This is a genomic window from Pseudarthrobacter sp. RHLT3-21 (assembly GCF_059383495.1).
In genome coordinates this window covers 1-20,042 of sequence record NZ_JBWZCI010000016.1, presented here as the reverse complement: position 1 = coordinate 20,042, position 20,042 = coordinate 1, and the positions used below count along the sequence as shown (strand labels likewise).

Below are 20,042 nucleotides of genomic sequence, written 5' to 3'. Positions count from 1 at the left end.
CCCGGCAGCTATGCCATCGGAGTGACGCGGGGGAGCGGCGGCCGGAGTGTGGGATTGCAGGCGAATCCTGCTAAGATTGTTCGTTGTCTGGCAAGGCGCGGACGCAATCTCCCCATCCTTCAGTATTTTCTGCTGTTTCGTTGGGGTAGCCCTGTGCCCAGTAGCAAAAGGCAGCGGTTGGCCGATGCTCTCCATCGTGGAGGCCAGTAACACTGACACACCGCAGATATTGGAAGGACACAAGTGGCTAACAACACTCGTGCTCGCCGTACAGCACGCCTCTCGCGTGCACTCGGCATTGCTCTGACCCCCAAGGCCGCCAAGTACATGGAGCGCCGCCCGTACGGCCCCGGTGAGCATGGCCGTGCCCGCAAGAAGCAGGACTCCGACTACGCCGTACGTCTGCGCGAAAAGCAGCGTCTGCGCGCCCAGTACGGCATCCGCGAAGCCCAGATGACCCGCGCCTTCGAAGAAGCCCGCCGCACCAAGGGCCTGACTGGTGAAAACCTGATCGAACTGCTCGAAATGCGTCTTGACGCCCTCGTGCTGCGTGCCGGCTTCGCCCGCACCATCGCCCAGGCCCGCCAGCTCGTTGTGCACCGCCACATCATGGTTGACGGCATCCGCGTTGACCGGCCGTCCTTCCGCGTCAGCGAAGGCCAGCTTGTCCACGTCCACACCCGCAGCGAAACCATGGTTCCGCTCCAGGTTGCAGCAGCCGGCGCACACCGCGACGTCCTGCCCCAGGTTCCGGCCTACCTGGACGTCAAGCTTGACGCCCTGCAGGCCCGCCTGGTCCGTCGCCCGAAGCGCTCCGAGGTTCCCGTAACCTGCGAAGAGCAGCTCGTCGTCGAATTCTACGCACGCTAAATCCCAGCAGCGTATCCAAAGAAGCCCGTGGCAAGCGCCACGGGCTTCTTTGTATGTAAGGTACTTGGGGGACATCTGCGGAACGCATCAAGGCAGCGTGCGCGCAGGTAACGGATCCACGTCAGTTTCAAGGAGATGAACGTCTATGTCTGGTGGCGATATTGCCGGCCTGATCGCAGCCGGGGTGTTCGCGCTGCTGGTGCTGCTGCTCGCCGTGCCCATCCTGAAGCTCGGCAGTGTGCTGGAGGAGATCCGGACCTCCATCCGCTCCCTCAGCGACGGCGCCACGCCCCTGATGGACGAAGTCACCGCGACTGTGTCCACCACCAACCAGCAGTTGAAGAAGGTGGATGGCATCGCCTCCAACGTTTCAGATGCGTCGGCAAACCTCTCAGCGCTGTCATCACTCGTTGCAGCGACCGTCGGTTCACCGCTGATCAAGGTGGCAGCCTTCAGCTACGGCGTGCGCTCCGCCCTCGCCAACCGCAAGAAGCCGGCCCCCGGCCGCCGCAGCCGCTAAGCCACCGGAGAACTGAAATGAAACGATTTGTCTGGATGGGAATCGGCGTGGCCATCGGAGTCATCGCGTTCCGCAAGATCAGCGAAGCGCAGTCTAATATGCAGGCGAACCTGGGGCCGGAAGGCCTGAACCGCGCCGTGGGCCGGTTGGCTGACGGCGTGTACGACTTCGCCGATGCCGTGCGTGCCGGAATGCATGAGCGGGAGACGGACCTCCGGGCCGCCCTCGGGATCGACTCCCCGGCCGTCCCATCGCGGGATCCAGCCCGCCGCTGAACGCGCGGGAAAAACGCGCGAGAATTAAACCAGCAGCCGCTTGCCGGCACTGCCGTCTGAATCAATAAGTCATGCGTGGCACAACGCGTGAACCGAGAAGGGTATGTAATCAGCTCATGAAGTCGCAGGAGATCACAAAGCGCTGGGTGGACTTTTTTGTCAGCAAAGGACACACCGCGGTTCCCTCCGCCTCGCTGGTCTCCAGCGACCCCTCCCTCCTGTTCACCGTGGCCGGCATGGTCCCGTTTATCCCCTACCTGACTGCCCGTGAAGAAGCCCCTTTCGACCGGGCCACCAGCGTTCAGAAGTGCATCCGCACCGGTGACATCGAAGAGGTGGGCAAAACCGCCCGCCACGGTACCTTCTTCCAGATGTGCGGCAACTTCTCCTTCGGCGATTACTTCAAGGAAGACGCCATCAAGTACGCCTGGGAGCTGCTCACCAAGAGCGTGGACGACGGCGGCTACGGCCTTCCGCCGGAACTGCTGTGGGTGACGGTTTACGAAGAGGACGACGAAGCCAAGGAGCTGTGGCTGACGCACACCGGCGTTCCGTCCGAGCGCATCCAGCGTATGGGCAAGGCCGACAACTACTGGCACACCGGCCAGCCGGGCCCCGCAGGCCCGTGCTCGGAGATCTACTACGACCGGGGCCCTGCCTACGGCGTCGAGGGCGGTCCCATCGCCGACGAAAACCGGTACGTTGAAATCTGGAATCTGGTATTCATGCAGTACCAGATCGACAACGTCCGGTCCAAGGACGACTTCGACGTCGTCGGCGAGCTGCCCAAAAAGAACATCGATACCGGCCTCGGCATGGAGCGCCTCGCGATGATCCTGCAGGGCGTCGAGAACATGTACGAGACCGACCAGGTCCGGCCTGTGATCGACAGGGCTGCCGAGCTGTCGGGCCGGGAGTACACGTCGGCCGAAACACCTGAGGATCCGCACCACACGGACGACGTCCGCATGCGGGTTGTGGGTGACCACATCCGTTCGGCTCTTATGCTGATCGCCGACGGCGTGACGCCGTCCAACGAGGGCCGCGGCTACGTCCTGCGCCGGCTGATCCGCCGCGCCGTGCGTTCCATGCGCCTGCTCGGCGTCGAAAAGGCCTGCCTGCCGGACCTGCTCCCCGCCTCACGCGATGCCATGAAGGGTGTCTACCCCATCGTGGCGACGGACTTTGACCGCATCAGCAGGATCGCCTATGCCGAAGAGCGGGCCTTCCTGCGCACCATCGCGTCAGGTACCGCCCGGCTTGAAGACGCCGTAATTGATTCCAAGGCCGCAGGCACGCCGCTGTCCGGCGCCGACGCCTTCGCCCTTCACGACACTTACGGTTTCCCGATCGACCTCACCCTGGAAATGGCTGAGGAAGCCGGACTCAAGGTCGATGAACCGGAATTCCGCCGCTTGATGCTCGAACAGCGCCAGCGCGCGCAGGCCGACGCCAAGGGCAAGAAGGGTGGCCACGCCGATCTAAGTGCGTTCCAGGAACTTCTGGCCCAGGGCGAGACTGTCTTCACCGGATACACCGAGCTGGATGGTGAGTCCCGGGTCCGGGGCATCCTCAACCGCGGACAGAATGTGGGGCACGCCGCCACCGGCGACGAAATTGAACTCGTCCTGGCGGAGACGCCGTTCTACGCTGAAGCCGGCGGGCAGTCGGCTGACACGGGCCTCATCACCGGTGACGGATTCGTCGTCGAAGTCCTGGACGTCCAGCGCCCCATCAAGGGACTGAGCGTCCACAAGGCAATCGTCCGCGAAGGCGAGATCGGTTCCGACTCACTGGTCCGCGCAGCCGTGGACCGCGAGCGGCGCCACGCCGCCGAGCAGGCCCACACCGGCACGCACATCGTCCACGCCGCCCTGCACCAGATCCTTGGCCTCGAAGCCACCCAGCGCGGTTCCTACAACAAGGCCGGCTACCTGCGCTTCGACTTCGCCTGGGGCGAAGGCCTCAGCACCGCCACGCGTTCGGAAATCGAGGAAGTTTCCAACCTCGCCATCCGCAACAACTTCCGCGTGGACACCAAGGTCATGGGCCTGGCAGAGGCCAAGGCGCTGGGTGCCATGGCGCTCTTCGGCGAAAACTACGGCAGCGAAGTCCGAGTTGTGGAGATCGACGGCGCGTGGTCCCGGGAACTCTGCGGCGGCACGCACGTAGCAAACACGTCCCTGATCGGCAGCCTGTCGCTGCTCGGTGAGCAGTCAGTCGGCTCAGGCAACCGCCGTGTTGAGGCGTTTGTGGGCATGGATGCCTTCCGCCACCTGGCCGCCGAACGCGCCCTCGTGACCGAACTGACTGAGATGCTCAAAGTGCCTTCCGGCCAGCTCGCCGACAGGATCGCCAGCACGCTGAACAAGCTCAAGGCAACGGAGAAGGAACTCGACCGGCTGCGCAAGGAACAGATGGCCGCAGCGGCCGGAAACCTTGTAGGCACCGCCCGGGACACAGCCGGCATCCAGGTCATCGCCCACGACGCCGGCCAGATCGGCGGGGCCGACGACATCCGCAACCTTGCCCTTGACTTGCGCAACCGCCTCGGTTCGGGCGCGTCCACCGTGGCGGTTGCCGGCGTCAGCAATGACCGGCCCATGATCCTCGTGGCCACCAACGAGGCAGCCCGGGAAGCCGGCGTGAAAGCCGGCGCCCTGGTCCGGCTCGCGGCGGGAATCCTCGGCGGTGGCGGCGGCGGCAAGGACGACGTCGCCCAGGGTGGCGGCACGGACGCCGCCAAGGTCGCACCGGCGCTGGCCGCCGTTGTGGACGCCATCTCCCGGCGCTAGGGAACCCGTGACAGAATCCGCTGGCGTCGCCGTCTACCCCCAGGGCATCAAACTGGGGGTAGACGTCGGCACCGTCCGCGTGGGCGTCGCCATCTGCGACCGGGACGAAATCCTGGCCACTCCGTACAAGACCCTGGACCGCAACGCCAAGAAGAATTCCGACGTGCGTGTCATCGCGTCGCTCGCTGGGGAACTTGGCGCCGTCCAGGTTTTTGTGGGGCTTCCCCGCACCATGAAGGGCGAGGAGCACGCCTCTGCCAGGATGGCAACCGACTACGCCGAACTGCTGGCTGCGGAGCTCGCTGCCCGCGGAATGGATGTTCCGGTCAATCTGGTAGACGAACGCCTGAGCAGTGTTACGGCGCACCGTAACCTGCACGAAGCTGGCATGAGCAGCCGGAACCACCGTAAAGTGGTGGATCAGGTCGCGGCGGCAGGCATCCTCCAGCACGCCATCGACATGCAAAAAGCCAGGGGAACGGACGTTGGCAGCCGCGTGACTGCGCCGCCGCGTACTCGGCCATCCGGAGCAGGTTCGGCAGTCCAGCCCGACCATGCGGCCCCGGAAGGCACGACTCGATCTCAGAACACGGAAGGCTACAGTGAGCCCGTCCAATAACGACGACGCCTCAGGCGCCACGAGCAACGATGGCGCCAGGCCGCTGACCCGCAAAGAGCTCCGCGCCCGGGAGAAGCACACGGGAAGCAGCGATGTGGTTCCCGAACAGGCCTATGAGACTGGGCAGGATGCGCCTGTTCCTGCTCCTGCACCGGCCACGGAACCTGAACCCGAAGCTGTCCCCGCTCCGGCGCCTGCGCCCGTTCCGGAGCAGGAACCGGTTCGCGCCCACGAACCGGTTCAGGCGCCTGAACCCGTTCCGGAGCCGGAGCCGCAGCCGGTTATTCCCACAGCGCCGGACACCCCGCCTTCCATCCAGGACGCTGGTCCGGCCGCAGCCCAACATCCGGATGACGCCCTGGTCCAGGAATACCTCCCCGATGACGAGCACTTTTATGAAGCGCACGACGCCGGCCACCACCATCCGGACGAAGCCTTCCACGACGCCGGGCACCACTATCCGGACGAAGCACACCACGATGCAGGCCACCATGATGATCACCACCCCGATGATGAACACGTCGATGATGACCACCGCGACGCCGGCCTGTTCGCCGGTGCAGCCGCGGTTTCGGTAGTGGCGAAGCCGTCAAAAAAGGTACGGCGCCGGCGGCGCCTCCTCGCCCTGTTCCTGACTCTCGTGGTCTTCGTGGCTGCCATTGCCGTGGGTGCGCAGTTCATCAAACCACTGCTTGGAAACGACAAAGCGGCCGACTACCCCGGTCCCGGCACGGGCGAAGTCGTGGTTTCAGTCCAGCCCGGTGAAGGTACGCGTTCCGTGGCCACCAAACTCGAGAGCGGCAAAGTCGTGGCCAACGCTGACACTTTCCTGCAGGCATTTGCGTCTTCCGGCGGAACGTTGTCGCCGGGGGATTACACATTCAAGATGGAGATGAAGAACTCCGACGCCGTCAGCCTCCTGCTCGGCACCGATAAGAGCAAGGTCATCTACTTCGCCTTGAGTGCCGGTCTCAGGGTCGGCGAGTCGCTGCAGGCCATCTCCGAGGGCTCCGGTGTGTCGCTGCAGCAACTGAAGGCATTCAGCGACGCCCCCGCACAGTTTGGCCTTCCGGCCAACGCCAAAAACCTTGAGGGCTACCTCGCTCCGGGGGAGTACCGCTTCCCGCTCGGCACGCCGGCCAAGGACATCCTCCAGTCGCTGGTCAAGGGAACCACCGACGAACTTGTGGCACAGGGCATCACCGATCCGGCGAAGCAGTATGAAGCTGTGATCGTGGCGAGCATTGTGCAGGCCGAAGGCGGCCAGGCTGAGTACGGCGACGTTGCCGGAGCCATCTACAACCGCCTCAAGCCGAATGACCAGACCTCCGGTTACCTGCAGGTCGATTCGGCCGTGACGTACGGACTGGGCACCAAGAGCTTCAACTTCACCGATGAAGAGCGCCAGGACAAGTCCAACCTGTACAACACCTACGCCAACCCTGGCCTGCCGCCGGGCCCCATCGGCTCTCCGGGCAAGACCGCCATTGATGCGGCCGCGAAGCCCAAAACCAACAACTACCTGTACTGGGTAACCATCAACCTGGACACGAAGGAGACAAAGTTCTCCAAGACGCTCGACGAGCACAACGTCTACGTCGACCAGTACAACACCTGGTGCCAGGCCAACGTGGGCCGCTGCACATGAGACTCCGGGCTGCGGTCCTGGGCCATCCGATCAGCCACTCCAAGTCCCCGGCCCTGCACCTGGCGGCCTACGGCAAACTCGGGGTGGATATTGGCTACACGGCCCTGGACCTGACCGAGCAGGCGCTGCCCGCCTTTATGGAACAGGTCAGGACGCAGCAGGGCTGGCGTGGACTCTCAGTCACCATGCCCCTGAAATCTGGCATGGTTGCCCAAGTGGACGAAGTCCGCGGCGTGGCACGGACATTGGGTGTGGTCAACACAGTGGCTTTCGAGGAAGACCTCGGTTCCGTCAGGCGCATCGGCTACAACACCGACGTCGCCGGCATCGTCAACGCTGTCCTGAACGCCGGAGTGGCGGCCAGCCCGGCCGCCGTCGTCCTGGGCGGAGGCGGAACAGCTGCTGCCGCTGTGGCCGCGCTGAAGGATCTGGGCACGCAGCACGCCCAGGTGTTCGTCCGGGATACGTCCCGGGCTGACGAAGCGCACGCCGCCGCGGCCGGAGTTGGCCTTTCCATCGTCGTCCGGCCGCTGACCGAAGCCGCCGTTCCGACGGCAAGTGCCGACGTCGTGATTTCCACGCTCCCGCCGCGCGCAGCGGACGGCCTGGCAGCGGAGATCGCTGCGTTGGGAACCGGAACGCCCGGTGTCCTCCTGGACGTGGCCTACGTTCCCTGGCCCAGCCGGATTGCGTCGGTATGGCAGTCTGGCGGCGGCGCCGTGGTGCCCGGACTCGAAATGTTGATGTACCAGGCGGTGGAGCAGGTACGCCTGTTCACCCGTCGCGGTGACGACGTTAATGCAGCCGTCATAGATGTGATGTGTGACGCAGTCGGCCTTCCCCGACGGGCGTTCTGACCGCCATACGTGGCAGGATGGAAATTATGTTGCGTTGGTTGACTGCCGGTGAATCCCATGGTCCGGCCCTGATGGGAATTATTGAAGGCGTCCCCGCCGGTGTTGAACTCACCAGCGGGCAGATCGCCGAATCATTGGCTCGCCGCCGCCTTGGCTATGGCCGGGGCGCACGTATGAAGTTCGAGCAGGACGTAGTCACCATTCTCGGCGGCGTCCGCCACGGCCTGACCCAGGGCGGTCCGGTGGCCGTCCAGGTCGCCAACTCCGAATGGCCAAAGTGGGCGCAGATCATGGCTGCCGATCCGGTGGATCCGGAAATCCTGGCCGACCAGGCCCGCAATGCGCCCCTGACCCGGCCCCGTCCGGGACACGCAGATTTCACTGGGATGCAGAAGTACGGGTTCTCCGAAGCCCGGCCCGTCCTGGAACGCGCCAGCGCGCGGGAGACCGCCACCCGGGTTGCGATGGGCACGGTGGCGTCCCAGTTCCTCAAAGCACTCGGCATCGAACTGGTCAGCCACACAGTCTCCATTGCCAGCGTGACGGTGCCCGAGGGCCGTCCGCTGCCCGTTCCCGCCAACGTGATCGCGCTCGACGCCGATCCCTTGCGCTGCTTTGACCGCGAGACGTCCGACGCCATGGTGGCCGAGGTTGACGCCGCACACAAAGAAGGCGAAACCCTGGGCGGTGTGGTGGAAGTTCTCGCGTACGGCCTGCCGCCCGGACTGGGTAGTTACGTCCACTGGGACCGCAGGCTTGACTCCCGGCTCGCCGCCGCCCTGATGGGCATCCAGGCCATCAAGGGCGTCGAAGTCGGCGACGGATTCCGCACCGCCGCACGCCGTGGTTCGGCCGCCCACGACGAAATTGTCAAGGACGCCGACGGCAAGATCATCCGTACCAGCAACCGGGCCGGCGGCATTGAAGGCGGCATGAGCATCGGCGACGTGCTGCGTGTGCGTGCAGCCATGAAGCCCATCGCCACGGTGCCCCGCGCCCTGCGCACGGTCGATGTCAGCACGGGGGAGCCTGCGAAGGCCCACCACCAGCGCTCGGACGTCTGTGCCGTGCCGGCCGCCGGTGTTGTGGCCGAGGCGATGGTGGCGCTGGTCCTGGCGGAAGCCGTCACCGAAAAGTTCGGCGGTGACTCCGTGGCGGAGACCGCCCGCAACATCAAGGGTTACCTGGACAACATTCCGGCATCCCTGGACTCGATCGGCCACTAGTGCCCGGGAGCCGTAAGGCCGGTGTGCCTGGCAACCGGCCCATTGTCCTCATCGGACCCATGGCGGTGGGAAAGTCCGCGATCGGCCACGAGCTGGCCAAGCTGCTGGACGTGCCGTTCGTCGATACGGACAATCTGATCGTGGACGCCCATGGCAGTATCGCTTCCATCTTTGCCGGCCGCGGCGAGCACGCGTTCCGGGAGATTGAGGCCCGGACCGTGGCTAGCGCGGTGGAGCAGGCAGAAGGTTTGGCAAGCGTGATTTCCCTGGGTGGCGGTGCAGTGCTGGATTCCGGCACGCAGCAGCTCCTGGGCCGCTGCACTGTGGTGTACCTCGAATGCGATGAGGAAACCGTGGCCGTCCGCATTGCCCGGAACCCGGGCCGGCCGCTGCTCGCCGGCGACGCCATGGCCCGATGGTCCGCACTCTTTGTTACCAGGAAACCCGTTTACGAACGACTGGCCGACCTCGTGGTGGATGTCCGCCATGGCTCGGTCAGCGAGCTGGGACACCGGCTCGAAGTTGCGCTGCGTGACTACGCGGCCGCCAAACAGGAAGTTGAAAATTGAGCGTTGATTCAACAGTCATCAAGGTCACCGGCGAATCCGCCGGGCAGAATTACGACGTCGTAGTTGGCCGCGGTCTGCTGGGGAACCTTCCGGCGTTGCTGGGGGAGCGGGTCCGGCGAGTGCTGGTCATCCATCCCCGTGCGCTGCGGCTCACGGGTGACACCGTCCGCGACGAGCTCGCTGCAGCTGGGTTCACCTCGCTGACCGCGGAAATCCCGGACGCCGAGGAAGGCAAGCACATCCAGGTCGCCGCTTTCTGTTGGCAGGTCCTGGGCCAAAACGACTTCACACGCTCCGACGCCATCGTGGCAGTGGGCGGCGGGGCCGTCACCGACCTCGCCGGTTTTGTGGCGGCCACCTGGCTCCGCGGCGTCAAGGTTATCCACATGCCCACCAGCCTGCTGGGCATGGTGGATGCTTCCGTGGGTGGAAAGACCGGCATCAACACGGCTGAGGGCAAGAACCTGGTGGGCTCCTTCCACCCGCCCGCGGGAGTGCTGGTGGACCTGGACACCCTGAACACGCTGCCCAGGAACGAAATCATTTCCGGCATGGCTGAAGTCATCAAGTGCGGCTTCATCTCAGATCCGGCCATCCTTGACCTGATCGAAAAGGACCCGGCTGCGGCCACCGACCCCGGATCGGAGGCCCTGCGCGAACTCATTGAACGCGCCATCGCCGTCAAGGCCAAAGTGGTTTCAGAAGACCTCAAGGAATCCGGGCTGCGCGAAATCCTGAACTACGGCCACACCTTGGCCCACGCCATTGAACTGGTGGAACGGTACTCCTGGCGCCACGGCGCGGCGGTATCGGTGGGCATGATGTTCGCCGCTGAACTTGCCCGCAGCGTTGGCCGGCTCAGCGACGCCGACGCCGACCGCCACCGCAGCATCCTGGAAACCCTGGGCCTCCCCGTCACGTACCGGCGGGACCGCTGGCAGGGGCTGTTGGACGGCATGCGGCGCGACAAGAAGTCACGCGGGGACCTCCTGCGCTTTGTGGTTCTGGACGGCATCGCCAAACCGGGCATCCTGGATGTCCCGGACACGTCCCTGCTCTTCGCCGCCTACCAGGAAATCGCCTCCTGATGCAGGGCGACGTGGCAGGTACCAGCGACTGGCCCGAGGCCGGCTTCCCCGGAATCCGGATCAACCCGGAGTCCCTGCTGCCGGAGATCGTCAACGAGGATGCCTGCCGCGAGGCCCTGGCGGCATCGACGGACCCGTCAGACCAGATCTTCGTCCTGATCGTGGAGGGACATGCAGCGGAAGCGGCCGAACTGCTCGCGGAGGCCCGCTTCAAAGACCCTGAGTCATTCCGTCTCCGCACGTTCGAGGCCGAGGTGCTGCGCGTCTCTCACCGCACGGACCGTGCCCTTGAGCTGTTCCGGCAGCTGCTCGCGGAGTTCCACGGAACTGACCGTGAAGCCCTGGTCCTGCAACACCTGGGCAAGACCCAGTACGCCGCCGGACACACGTCCGCTGCGGTGGAAGCCTTTGCCCGTGCACTGGATCTTCGTGTTGCGCAATCGGCTGATGCCGCACAGATTTACTCGTCCACCGTGGCGCTTCAGCGGGCCCGCGACGTCCTGGATCTTGCCTGCTGAGAGGCCTGTCGCGTTCCGGGGTGGGTGGCCGGTAAAGTCCGGACACAAGGCGCACTGGTTTTACCGGTAGAATGGTTCTTGGATTTTTGATAAACACGCGCTGGCAGGCCGTTCGGCATGCCTGGCCGGCATAGAACGTCTGACAACTGACCAGACAGATAGAAACCAGAGGATACCAGTGGCAACCACTAACGACATCAAGAACGGAACGGTCCTTAAGCTCGAGGGCCAGCTCTGGAACATCATTGAATTCCAGCACGTCAAGCCCGGCAAAGGTGGCGCGTTTGTGCGGACCAAGATGCGGAACGTTATGTCCGGCAAAGTTGTAGACAAGACGTTCAATGCCGGCCTTAAGATCGAGACCGCCACGGTTGACCGCCGCGACTACCAGTACCTGTACCAGGACGGCGCCGACTTCGTGTTTATGGACACCTCGGACTTCGACCAGCTCACCGTCTCCGGTGCCACTGTTGGCGACGCCACCAACTTTATGCTGGAGAACCAGATGGTGAACATCGCCATCCACGAAGGCAACCCGCTGTACATCGAACTTCCGCCCAGCGTTGTCCTGGAGATCACCTACACCGAGCCTGGCCTGCAGGGCGACCGCTCCTCCGCCGGCACCAAGCCGGCAACCCTGGAAACCGGCTATGAGATCCAGGTTCCGTTGTTCGTCGAGAACAACACCAAGGTCAAGGTCGATACTCGCGACGGCAGCTACCTCGGCCGGGTCAGCGAGTAGTGAGCGCACGCGGTAAGGCCCGTAACAGGGCACTGGATGTCCTCTTCGAAGCTGAGCAGCGCTCGGTTTCCGCTTTTGATGTACTCAGGTCCCGGCGCGAACTGACGGACCAGATCGTGAACCCGTACACCCTGGAAATCGTGGAGGGCGTCGTCTCACAGCAGACCGCCATCGACGAATTCCTCGAGACCTATTCCCAGGGCTGGACCCTGGAACGGATGCCTTCGGTGGACCGCATCATCCTGCGGATCGGCACGTGGGAACTGCTCTACAACGACGACGTTCCGGACGGTGTCGCGGTCAGTGAGGCAGTGGCACTGTCGAAGACGCTCTCAACGGATGAATCGCCGTCGTTCATTAACGGCCTCCTCGGCCGCCTGCAGCAGCTGAAGCCCTCCCTCTTGGCCTGAGCTGTTTCGGTACGGGCCAACAGTCCGTGCACAGCGTCACGAAGAGCCCCGACCAGGTCCGCCTGGCCGGGGCTTTTGGCGTTCCGGAAACGGTCGCCGACCAGTGCTTCCTATAGGATCTGACTATGCAAAACGCGTCCAAAGGCCCCCGCGCCGGCAGCAGGCCAGATGTCCAGAACGGCCCCGGCAGGACTGGCCGCGCGGTCAGCCGCGAGGTGCTGGCGGACCACGTTTATGCGGAGCTCCTGGCCTCCCTTATGGATGGCCGGCTGTCACCCGGCGCGGTGGTCAGCATTGACGGGACGGCCCGCGAGCTGGACGTTTCGCCCACCCCCGTCCGCGAGGCCCTGGCCCGGCTTGAGCACACAGGTATGGTCCGGAGGGTGGCGCTGAAAGGCTACCGCGTGGCTCCCGTATTTACGCAGGAGGATTTTGCGGAACTGATGGAGGCGCGGCTGGCAATCGAGCCTGTCAACGCCCGGCTGGCCTGTGAGCGCATCAACCAGCATGGCCTCGCCGAGCTCGAGCAGGCCGTCGAGGACTTGAAATCCGCACCGCGGGGACCTTCGTTTGCCGAGTTCAAAGACTATCTCGAAGCTGACGAGCGGTTTCACCAGCTGATTGCGCGGCAGACCGGAAATCAGTTTATGGAGGCCGCATACGCAGCCCTCGGGGGACAGGTCCAACGGTTCCGCCTCTTCGGCGGCGTGGGCATTACGGATGCCGAGCACGCCATCGCGGAACACCAGGGAGTTCTGGATGCCGTTACCACCGGCGATCCGGACAAAGCAGCGGCAGCTATGGCGGACCATATCCGCAAGGTCCGTTCCCGGGCCATTGCCGACGCCCGGAAAGCTAGGCCCAGTCCCATCTGAGTAGCAGTAAGAGTCGTTATGAGCCCTCAAAACGGCACTTACTGCTACTCAGTTTGGAAGGAACCCTCCGAGGATGTGATCTTGACAACCCCTTTTTGATAGTAGATCCTATAGGAAAGAGGATTATAAAGGAGTGAAGCATCGTGGCTTACACAGCTGAGAATTGGCCCATCACCGCAGCGCTGCTGCAGTTTCCGGGGACCGACGCCCAGGGCACGCAGATCAACGACGCCGATGCGTCCAGTTGGGCGGAAGTCCTGACCGAGGTCAAGGAAGCCGGCTTTACCAACGCTGACCTGACAGACAGCTGGGTCCGTCCCGGCGATCTGAGCAAGGAGCGGCTCGCTGAGTTCAAGCAGACTGCAGAGAATGTGGGCATCGGGATCCCGGTCATTTCCGCGATCCGCCGCAGCGTGATCCACGAGACGGACTGGGCAGACAACCTCGCCTACAGCCACCGGACCATCGACGCGGCGGCCGAGCTTGGCTGCGAAGTTGTCTCCGTCGGACTGCACCAGGCCATTACCCCGGAGCAGCAGAAGCAGCTGTGGTTCTGGACCGTTGAGGGATACAAGGACCCAGTGGGGGACCAGGAAAGCTGGGCCAACGCTGTCACCCGCCTGCGGGAACTGGGCCGTCACGCCGCAGAGGTGGGCATCCTGCTGTCCCTCGAAATGTACGAGGATACGTACCTCGGCACGGCGGACTCCTCGGTACAGCTGGTGCAGGACATCGGCCTGGCCAATGTTGGGCTCAACCCGGACCTCGGCAACCTGATCCGCTTGCACCGGCCCGTCGAGGACTGGCGCGAAATGGTCGCCAAGACCATGCCGTACTCCAACTACTGGCACATGAAGAACTACATCCGGGACGAGGACGTGGCGCGTGACAGCTACATCACCATGCCCGCCCCGATGGAGAGCGGCCTCATCAATTACCGCGAAGCCTTCAAGGTGGCACTCGCCTCCGGCTACCAGGGCATCATCTGTGCCGAGCACTACGGCGGTGACGGCCTGAGCGTCACGGCGCGCAACCAGGAATACCTCCGCCGGCATGTCCTGCCAAAGCAGGACGGCTACGCCATGGGCCGGAGCCAGGTGTCCCAGGGGCGGCAACAGCCCGCCGCGGAACTCGCAGGAGTTTAGGGAAGAGCCATGACCCAGATCTTCGACAATCCCGCTGATTTTGCGGATGAGGCGCTGGACGGCTTTGTCGCAGCCAACCGCGGTTACGTCGCCCGCGTGAACGGCGGTGTAGTCCGCTCGACTGAGGTACCCGCCGGTCAGGTTGCACTGGTCGTCGGCGGCGGATCCGGACACTACCCGGCTTTCGCCGGCCTGGTGGGGCCGGGGCTGGCAACCGCCTCCGCCTGCGGAAACATGTTCGCTTCACCGGCTGCCGGGCAGATTTACCGCGTGGCCAAAGCTTCAAACGCCGGCGGGGGAGTGCTGCTGAGCTACGGCAACTACGCGGGCGACGTCCTTCATTTCGGCCAGGCTCAACTGCGCCTGAACGCCGAGGGCATCGAAACCCGTACGGTGGTGGTCACCGACGACATCGCCAGTGCGCCATTGGACCAGATCGGAAAGCGCCGCGGCATCGCCGGCGACCTCACGGTGTTCAAGATTGCCGGTGCCGCGGCTGAAGCGGGCCTGAGCCTGGACGACGTGGAACGGCTCGCCATCAAGGCCAATCACCGCACGCGTTCCCTGGGCGTGGCCTTCGACGGCTGCACCCTCCCGGGCGCAGAGGCGCCTCTGTTCCGCGTCCCCGCAGGCCAAATGTCCCTGGGCCTGGGCATCCACGGGGAACCGGGCATATCGGAACATCCCATGCCGACGGCCTCTGAACTCGCCGAACTGTTGGTCTCGCGGCTCCTCGCGGACACCCCGGACCACCGCGGAAACCGAGTGGTGGCCATCGTCAACGGCCTGGGTACCGTCAAGTACGACGAACTCTTCCTCCTGTTCGGCAAGATTGAAAAGCTGTTCACTGCGGCCGGCCTGACCGTGGTTGAACCGGAATGCGGCGAGCTGGTCACGAGCCTGGACATGTCCGGGCTTTCCCTCACGCTGCTCTGGCTGGATGACGAACTCGAACAGTACTGGGCCGCCCCTGCAGACTCACCGGCCTATCGCAAGGGCAACCTTGCAAAGCGTGCCCGCCGCGAGGCGGCACGGCCGGAAGACCGTGAGGCAGCCGAGGCGGAAACACCGTCGCTGGCCTCCGCCGACCTGGGCCGGAAGTCAGCCGCCGCCCTCGCGCAGGTTCGGGACGTCGTCGTCGAACATGAAGAAGAACTCGGCAACCTGGACGCCATCGCGGGCGACGGCGACCACGGCATCGGCATGCGCCGGGGTGTGGAAGCAGCAGTCGACGCTGCCGCGCAGGCCGCAACGGCCGGCGCTTCGGTGGGGCGGGTGCTTGAAGCCGCCGGCGAGGCCTGGAGCGAACGGGCCGGCGGAACTTCAGGCGCACTGTGGGGATCTGCGGTCATCGCGTCAGGACTGGCTATGGGCAACCGGGAAACCTACGGCGACGAGGACGCGGTTGCCGCCGTGACCGCGTTTGTGGGCGCCATTACGGAGCTTGGCAAGGCCGAGCCGGGCGACAAGACCATGGTGGACGCGCTCCTGCCGTTCAGGGATGCCTTTCTCCGGGAGTTCGACGGCGGCACCTCCCTGGCAGGGTCTCTCACCGCGGCCGCCGTCGCTGCCCGGGCGGCGGCCGCGAAGACAGCGGAACTGCGCCCGCTCAAGGGCCGCGCCCGTCCGTTGGCCGAAAAGAGCCTGGGGCACCCCGACCCCGGCGCGGTCTCCTTTGGACTGATCGCCGAACGGATTGCCGCATACGTCCACGCCGGGCCTGCTGAGCCAGGCTTCACGCAATCAGAGCTGACCCATTCTGAACTGGCCTACGCAGCCGGAAAAGGAGCAACGACATGAATACCCACGCAGGTTGGCGCATCGTCATCGGCAACGATGAAGCCGGCGTCGAATACAAGGAAGCCCTGAAAGCGCTACTCACGGCCGACAGCCGCGTCGCTTCGGTCCTGGACATCGGCGTCGGGGCCAACGATGCCACGGCTTACCCGCACGTCGCGGTCAAGGCCGCCCGTAAGGTGGCGGACGGGGAAGCGGACCGCGCACTCCTCATCTGCGGAACGGGACTGGGCGTGGCCATCGCGGCCAACAAGGTCCCCGGAATCCGGGCGGTGACGGCCCACGACAGCTATTCCGTGGAGCGCTCTGTCCTCAGCAACAACGCCCAGGTCCTCACTCTTGGCCAGCGGGTCATCGGCCTGGAGCTCGCCAAGAAGCTCGTGGCCGAGTGGCTTGAGTACCGTTTTGATGAATGCTCCGCGTCCGCCGGCAAGGTTGACGCCATCTGCTCCTATGAGCCCGAATACACGAAGGCAATCTGATCATGACCACAACACCTAACAGCGCACGCAAGATCGCCGTCGTCGGTTCCGGCTATATGGGCGGCGGCATTGCCCAGGTCCTGGCGCTGGGCGGAGCCCGCGTTGCCCTGGCCGATGTCTCCGCCGAGGTGGCGCAGAACAACTATGAGCGGCTGCTGGCCGAATCGGACCAGTTCGTCGCCGACGGTCTGTTCCCCGAGGGTTCAACCGCCATCCTCAAGCAGAATCTGTGGGCCGCCAAGGACATCGAGGAAGCCGTGGCGGATGCCGACTTCATCGAAGAAGCCGTTCCCGAAGTCATCGCCATCAAGCACCAGACGCTGGCCCGGATCAGCGCCAGCGCCCGGCCGGACGCCATCATCGGATCGAACACGTCAACCATCTCCATCGCGGAGCTGTCCGAGCCGGTCGCCAACCCGGAGCGGTTCCTGGGCGTGCACTTCTCGAACCCGTCCCCGTTTATCCCGGGCGTGGAGATCATCCCGCATGCAGGCACTTCGGCCGCCACCATCGGTGCCGTCCGGGATCTGGTCCATGCCGCCAACAAGCAGACCGCGGTGGTCAAGGACGTCACCGGATTCGTCCTGAACCGCCTGCAGTATGCCCTCTTCCACGAGGCTGCGCAGCTTGTGGAGCAGGGAATCGCGACCGCCGAGGACGTGGACACCCTGGTCCGCACCACCTTCGGCTTCCGCCTGCCGTTCTTCGGTCCGTTTGCCATCGCAGACATGGCCGGCCTGGACGTCTACAACTTCTGCTACAAGTCCCTGCAGACCGAATTCCCGGAACGCTTCGCCACGCCCAAGATCCTGAGTGACCTGGTGGAGGCAGGCAAACTCGGCACCAAGTCCGGCGCGGGCTTCCTCAACGTCCCGGCCGAACGCACGCCGGAACTCATCGCCTACCGCAACAGGGCCTACGTGGCCATGCAGAAGCTCATCGACGAGCTCGGCCCGGCCCCCATCAACTAAGGAGCATTTCCATGAGCACTTTCCCCACTGAACGCACCGCAATCATCACCGGCGCCGTCTCCGAACGCGGTATCGGCCGCGCCACGGCCGGCTACCTTGCCGCCCAGGGCTGGAACATCGGCATCATCGACCTGGATGACGCCCAATCCCAGGCCACCGCCAAGGAAATCGCCGCCCGGTACGGCGTGAAAGCTTACGGCGTCGGCGCCAACATCGGCGACGAAGCCTCCGTCCGCGCAGCCATCGACTCGATCGAAGCAGAGCTGCCACAGGTCGTCGCACTGGCGAACGTGGCCGGCGTCAGCTCACCCGTTCCGTACCTTGAACTGGACGCCGCTGAATGGGACCGCGTCATGAGCATCAACCTCAACGGTGTCCATTACGCCACCCGCCGCGTCGCCGAATCCATGGCGAAGAACCGGATCGGACGCATCGTGAACATTTCTTCCGTCTCCGCGCAGCGCGGCGGCGGCACCTTCTCCAAGACGCCGTACTCGGCGGCCAAGGCCGGGGTCATCGGCCTGACCCGCGCCACCGCCCGCGAACTGGGGGAGTACGACATCACGGTCAACGCCATTTCCCCCGGCCCCATCGACACGGACATCATGGGCGGCACCCTCAGCCAGGAACGCAAAGACGAACTCACCAAGGACCTCGTGGTCAACCGCGTCGGTTCCACCCGCGACATCGCAGCAGCCATCGCCTTCCTCATCAGCGAGGACGCCGGATACATCTCCGGCCAGACGCTGAACGTGGATGGCGGACTCTACATGCACTAGGAAGGACCACCATGGGCTCCTGGACCAAGGAACGCAGAATTTACCTGGCCGTGGGCGTGTTCGCCTGCCTGGTCGGCGCAATACTCATCGCATTCTCGCTCTAATCGCTCCACCTTCCACTGATTTGCTCACCTACTTACTCAACGAGGAGTTTGAATGACTGTCACCACTGGAACAAACGCCACCAAGGAGCTACTGGATTCGCCGGTCCTCAAATCGGCGATCTCCAAAGCATCCTTCCGGCTGATGCCGATGCTCGTCATCCTGTATGTCGTGGCATTCCTGGACCGCACCAACGTGGGCTTCGCCGAGGCAGCACTGGAAGTGGACAGGGGCATCACCGCCGGCGCGTATGCCCTCGGCGCCGGTATCTTCTTCATCGGCTACGCATTGTTCGAGATCCCTTCCAACCTGCTGCTGACCAAGTTCGGTGCCAAGATGTGGCTGGCCCGCATCGCCATTACGTGGGGCATCGTCTCCGCCTGCTTCGCTTTCGTCCAGGGCGAGACGTCCTTCATCATCCTGCGCTTCCTGCTTGGCGTCACCGAGGCCGGCCTGTTCCCGGGCGTCATCATGTTCCTGGCCGCCTGGTTCCCCAACAAGGTCCGCGTCAAGATGTTCGCCATTTTCTACCTTGCCCAGCCGTTCTCCCAGATGATGGGCGCCCCGCTGTCCGGGTGGCTCATCAACATCGGCGACCAGGTTCCCGGCGTTGCCGGCTGGCAGGTTATGTTCTTCATTGAAGGCATGCTGGCGGTAGTCGCCGGTATTGCCGCCTACTTCTTCCTCATCAACTCCCCGCAGGACGCGAAATTCCTGGACAAGGACGAGAAGAAGGCGCTTCTGGACGTTATGGCCCTCGAAGACGGGGTCAAGGAAAAGGACGGCCCCCGCGGTGTCCTCGCCGCCATGAAGAACCGCAAGGTCTGGTACTTCACCGCCATCTACTTCTGCCTCCAGATTGCCGTGTACGGCGTGACGTTCTACCTGCCGCAGCAGGTGGCGCAGCTCACCGGGCAGAAGGTGGGTATCGAAGTGGGCATGCTGGCCGCCATCCCATGGTTCTTCGGCATCTTCGCGTGCTACTTCATCGGCAAAGCGGCCAACACCATCGTCCGCCGCCGTGTTTGGGGCACAGGTCTCTTTATCTCCACCGGCCTGTGCATCTTCGGCTCCGCCTGGGCGGGCTCCAACCACCTCCCGGTGCTGGGCATCATCTTCATCACCCTCGCGGTGTGCAGCTTCCTCTCGATCGGTCCCATCGCCTGGTCCTACCCGACGGCGTTCCTCACCGGAACGGCGGCCGCTGCGGGCATCGGCCTGATCAACTCGCTGGGTAACCTGGGCGGCTTCGTGGCCCCCATCCTTCGGACCACGGTCAACCAGGTCACCGCGTCGGACACCGGCACCATGGGCGTGTACGCCCTGGGCGTGCTTCCGTTCGTGGCGGCCATCATGATGTACGCCACCAAGAGGTTCCGCAACAAGGCGGACGATCTGCTCGACAACAAGTGACCGGACACCATGACTGAACGCAGCGGCGCTGACCACAGCGGCATCCCGGAGATCCGCTATGTCGGCGTCAGCACCAAAATGTATATGGGGTACCGGGACTGCCTGGACTGGCTTGCCCGCATACAGCACGAAGTGGACTCCCGTCCGGCCCTTGTGGCCGGGCGGGTAGTCCCGTTTGTGATTCCTTCGTTCCCGGTTCTTCCGGCCGCCGGCAGCGTCCTCGCAGGATCACCGCTTCTGCTTGGCGCCCAGAACTGCGGCTGGGCGGACGGCCCGTGGACGGGTGAGGTGTCGCCGTCGCTCCTGGCGGAGCTGGGGGTAGCCCTCGTGGAGATCGGCCA

21 protein-coding genes are annotated in these 20,042 nt (G+C 64.4%); all 21 read left to right on the top strand.

The window, feature by feature from the left end; genetic code table 11:
- Positions 1 to 243 precede the first annotated feature (243 nt).
- Entirely contained in the window at positions 244 to 870 is a 627-nt protein-coding gene (gene rpsD, locus AC50YA_RS15850) for a 30S ribosomal protein S4 (protein WP_058932352.1), read from the top strand.
- A 145-nt stretch (positions 871 to 1,015) separates the two neighbouring features.
- Positions 1,016 to 1,390, top strand: a complete 375-nt coding sequence (locus AC50YA_RS15845; protein ID WP_111907697.1) for a DUF948 domain-containing protein — start codon at positions 1,016 to 1,018, stop codon at positions 1,388 to 1,390.
- 17 nt (positions 1,391 to 1,407) lie between these two features.
- Positions 1,408 to 1,665, top strand: a complete 258-nt coding sequence (locus AC50YA_RS15840; protein WP_459310073.1) for a hypothetical protein — start codon at positions 1,408 to 1,410, stop codon at positions 1,663 to 1,665.
- Between the two features lie 116 nt (positions 1,666 to 1,781).
- A complete protein-coding gene (alaS, locus tag AC50YA_RS15835; protein WP_459310072.1) occupies positions 1,782 to 4,460 on the top strand; it encodes an alanine--tRNA ligase in 2,679 nt (892 codons plus the stop codon).
- A gap of 7 nt (positions 4,461 to 4,467) precedes the next feature.
- A complete protein-coding gene (gene ruvX / locus AC50YA_RS15830) occupies positions 4,468 to 5,079 on the top strand; it encodes a Holliday junction resolvase RuvX (RefSeq protein WP_494983201.1) in 612 nt (203 codons plus the stop codon).
- Entirely contained in the window at positions 5,063 to 6,727 is a 1,665-nt protein-coding gene (gene mltG, locus AC50YA_RS15825; RefSeq protein ID WP_494983200.1) for an endolytic transglycosylase MltG, read from the top strand. Before ruvX ends, mltG begins: the two co-directional genes overlap by 17 nt.
- Positions 6,724 to 7,584, top strand: a complete 861-nt coding sequence (locus tag AC50YA_RS15820) for a shikimate dehydrogenase family protein (RefSeq protein WP_494983199.1) — start codon at positions 6,724 to 6,726, stop codon at positions 7,582 to 7,584. The genes mltG and AC50YA_RS15820 overlap by 4 nt, the downstream gene beginning before the upstream one ends.
- A 26-nt stretch (positions 7,585 to 7,610) precedes the next feature.
- On the top strand, positions 7,611 to 8,810 hold the full coding sequence (aroC, locus tag AC50YA_RS15815; protein WP_494983198.1) for a chorismate synthase: 1,200 nt from the start codon (positions 7,611 to 7,613) through the stop codon (positions 8,808 to 8,810).
- Positions 8,811 to 8,833: 23 nt separating this feature from the next.
- Positions 8,834 to 9,379: a shikimate kinase gene (locus tag AC50YA_RS15810; RefSeq protein WP_494983197.1), complete on the top strand. Its 546-nt coding sequence runs from the start codon at positions 8,834 to 8,836 to the stop codon at positions 9,377 to 9,379.
- A complete protein-coding gene (gene aroB, locus AC50YA_RS15805) occupies positions 9,376 to 10,467 on the top strand; it encodes a 3-dehydroquinate synthase (protein ID WP_494983196.1) in 1,092 nt (363 codons plus the stop codon). The genes AC50YA_RS15810 and aroB overlap by 4 nt, the downstream gene beginning before the upstream one ends.
- Positions 10,467 to 10,985, top strand: coding sequence for a tetratricopeptide repeat protein (locus tag AC50YA_RS15800; RefSeq protein WP_494983195.1), 519 nt, complete (start codon positions 10,467 to 10,469; stop codon positions 10,983 to 10,985). The genes aroB and AC50YA_RS15800 overlap by 1 nt, the downstream gene beginning before the upstream one ends.
- 178 nt (positions 10,986 to 11,163) lie before the next feature.
- The gene (efp, locus tag AC50YA_RS15795; protein ID WP_056340266.1) at positions 11,164 to 11,727 is read left to right on the top strand and encodes an elongation factor P; all 564 of its coding nucleotides are present in this window, start codon (positions 11,164 to 11,166) and stop codon (positions 11,725 to 11,727) included.
- A complete protein-coding gene (gene nusB / locus AC50YA_RS15790; protein WP_056340263.1) occupies positions 11,727 to 12,137 on the top strand; it encodes a transcription antitermination factor NusB in 411 nt (136 codons plus the stop codon). Before efp ends, nusB begins: the two co-directional genes overlap by 1 nt.
- A gap of 125 nt (positions 12,138 to 12,262) precedes the next feature.
- On the top strand, positions 12,263 to 13,012 hold the full coding sequence (locus tag AC50YA_RS15785; protein ID WP_494983194.1) for a GntR family transcriptional regulator: 750 nt from the start codon (positions 12,263 to 12,265) through the stop codon (positions 13,010 to 13,012).
- A gap of 143 nt (positions 13,013 to 13,155) precedes the next feature.
- On the top strand, positions 13,156 to 14,157 hold the full coding sequence (locus AC50YA_RS15780; protein ID WP_459310062.1) for a sugar phosphate isomerase/epimerase family protein: 1,002 nt from the start codon (positions 13,156 to 13,158) through the stop codon (positions 14,155 to 14,157).
- 9 nt (positions 14,158 to 14,166) lie between these two features.
- Positions 14,167 to 15,957: a dihydroxyacetone kinase family protein gene (locus AC50YA_RS15775; RefSeq protein WP_494983193.1), complete on the top strand. Its 1,791-nt coding sequence runs from the start codon at positions 14,167 to 14,169 to the stop codon at positions 15,955 to 15,957.
- Entirely contained in the window at positions 15,954 to 16,436 is a 483-nt protein-coding gene (locus tag AC50YA_RS15770) for a ribose-5-phosphate isomerase (RefSeq protein WP_494983192.1), read from the top strand. The genes AC50YA_RS15775 and AC50YA_RS15770 overlap by 4 nt, the downstream gene beginning before the upstream one ends.
- A gap of 2 nt (positions 16,437 to 16,438) precedes the next feature.
- On the top strand, positions 16,439 to 17,407 hold the full coding sequence (locus AC50YA_RS15765; RefSeq protein WP_494983191.1) for a 3-hydroxyacyl-CoA dehydrogenase family protein: 969 nt from the start codon (positions 16,439 to 16,441) through the stop codon (positions 17,405 to 17,407).
- Between the two features lie 11 nt (positions 17,408 to 17,418).
- Positions 17,419 to 18,186 (top strand): SDR family NAD(P)-dependent oxidoreductase, encoded by a 768-nt coding sequence (locus AC50YA_RS15760; protein ID WP_494983190.1) that lies wholly within the window; start codon positions 17,419 to 17,421, stop codon positions 18,184 to 18,186.
- Between the two features lie 156 nt (positions 18,187 to 18,342).
- Positions 18,343 to 19,701, top strand: coding sequence for an MFS transporter (locus AC50YA_RS15755; RefSeq protein ID WP_494983189.1), 1,359 nt, complete (start codon positions 18,343 to 18,345; stop codon positions 19,699 to 19,701).
- Positions 19,702 to 19,710: 9 nt separating this feature from the next.
- Positions 19,711 to 20,042, top strand: a 332-nt coding sequence (locus tag AC50YA_RS15750; RefSeq protein WP_494983188.1) for a triose-phosphate isomerase, incomplete at its 3' end; no start/stop codon positions are given.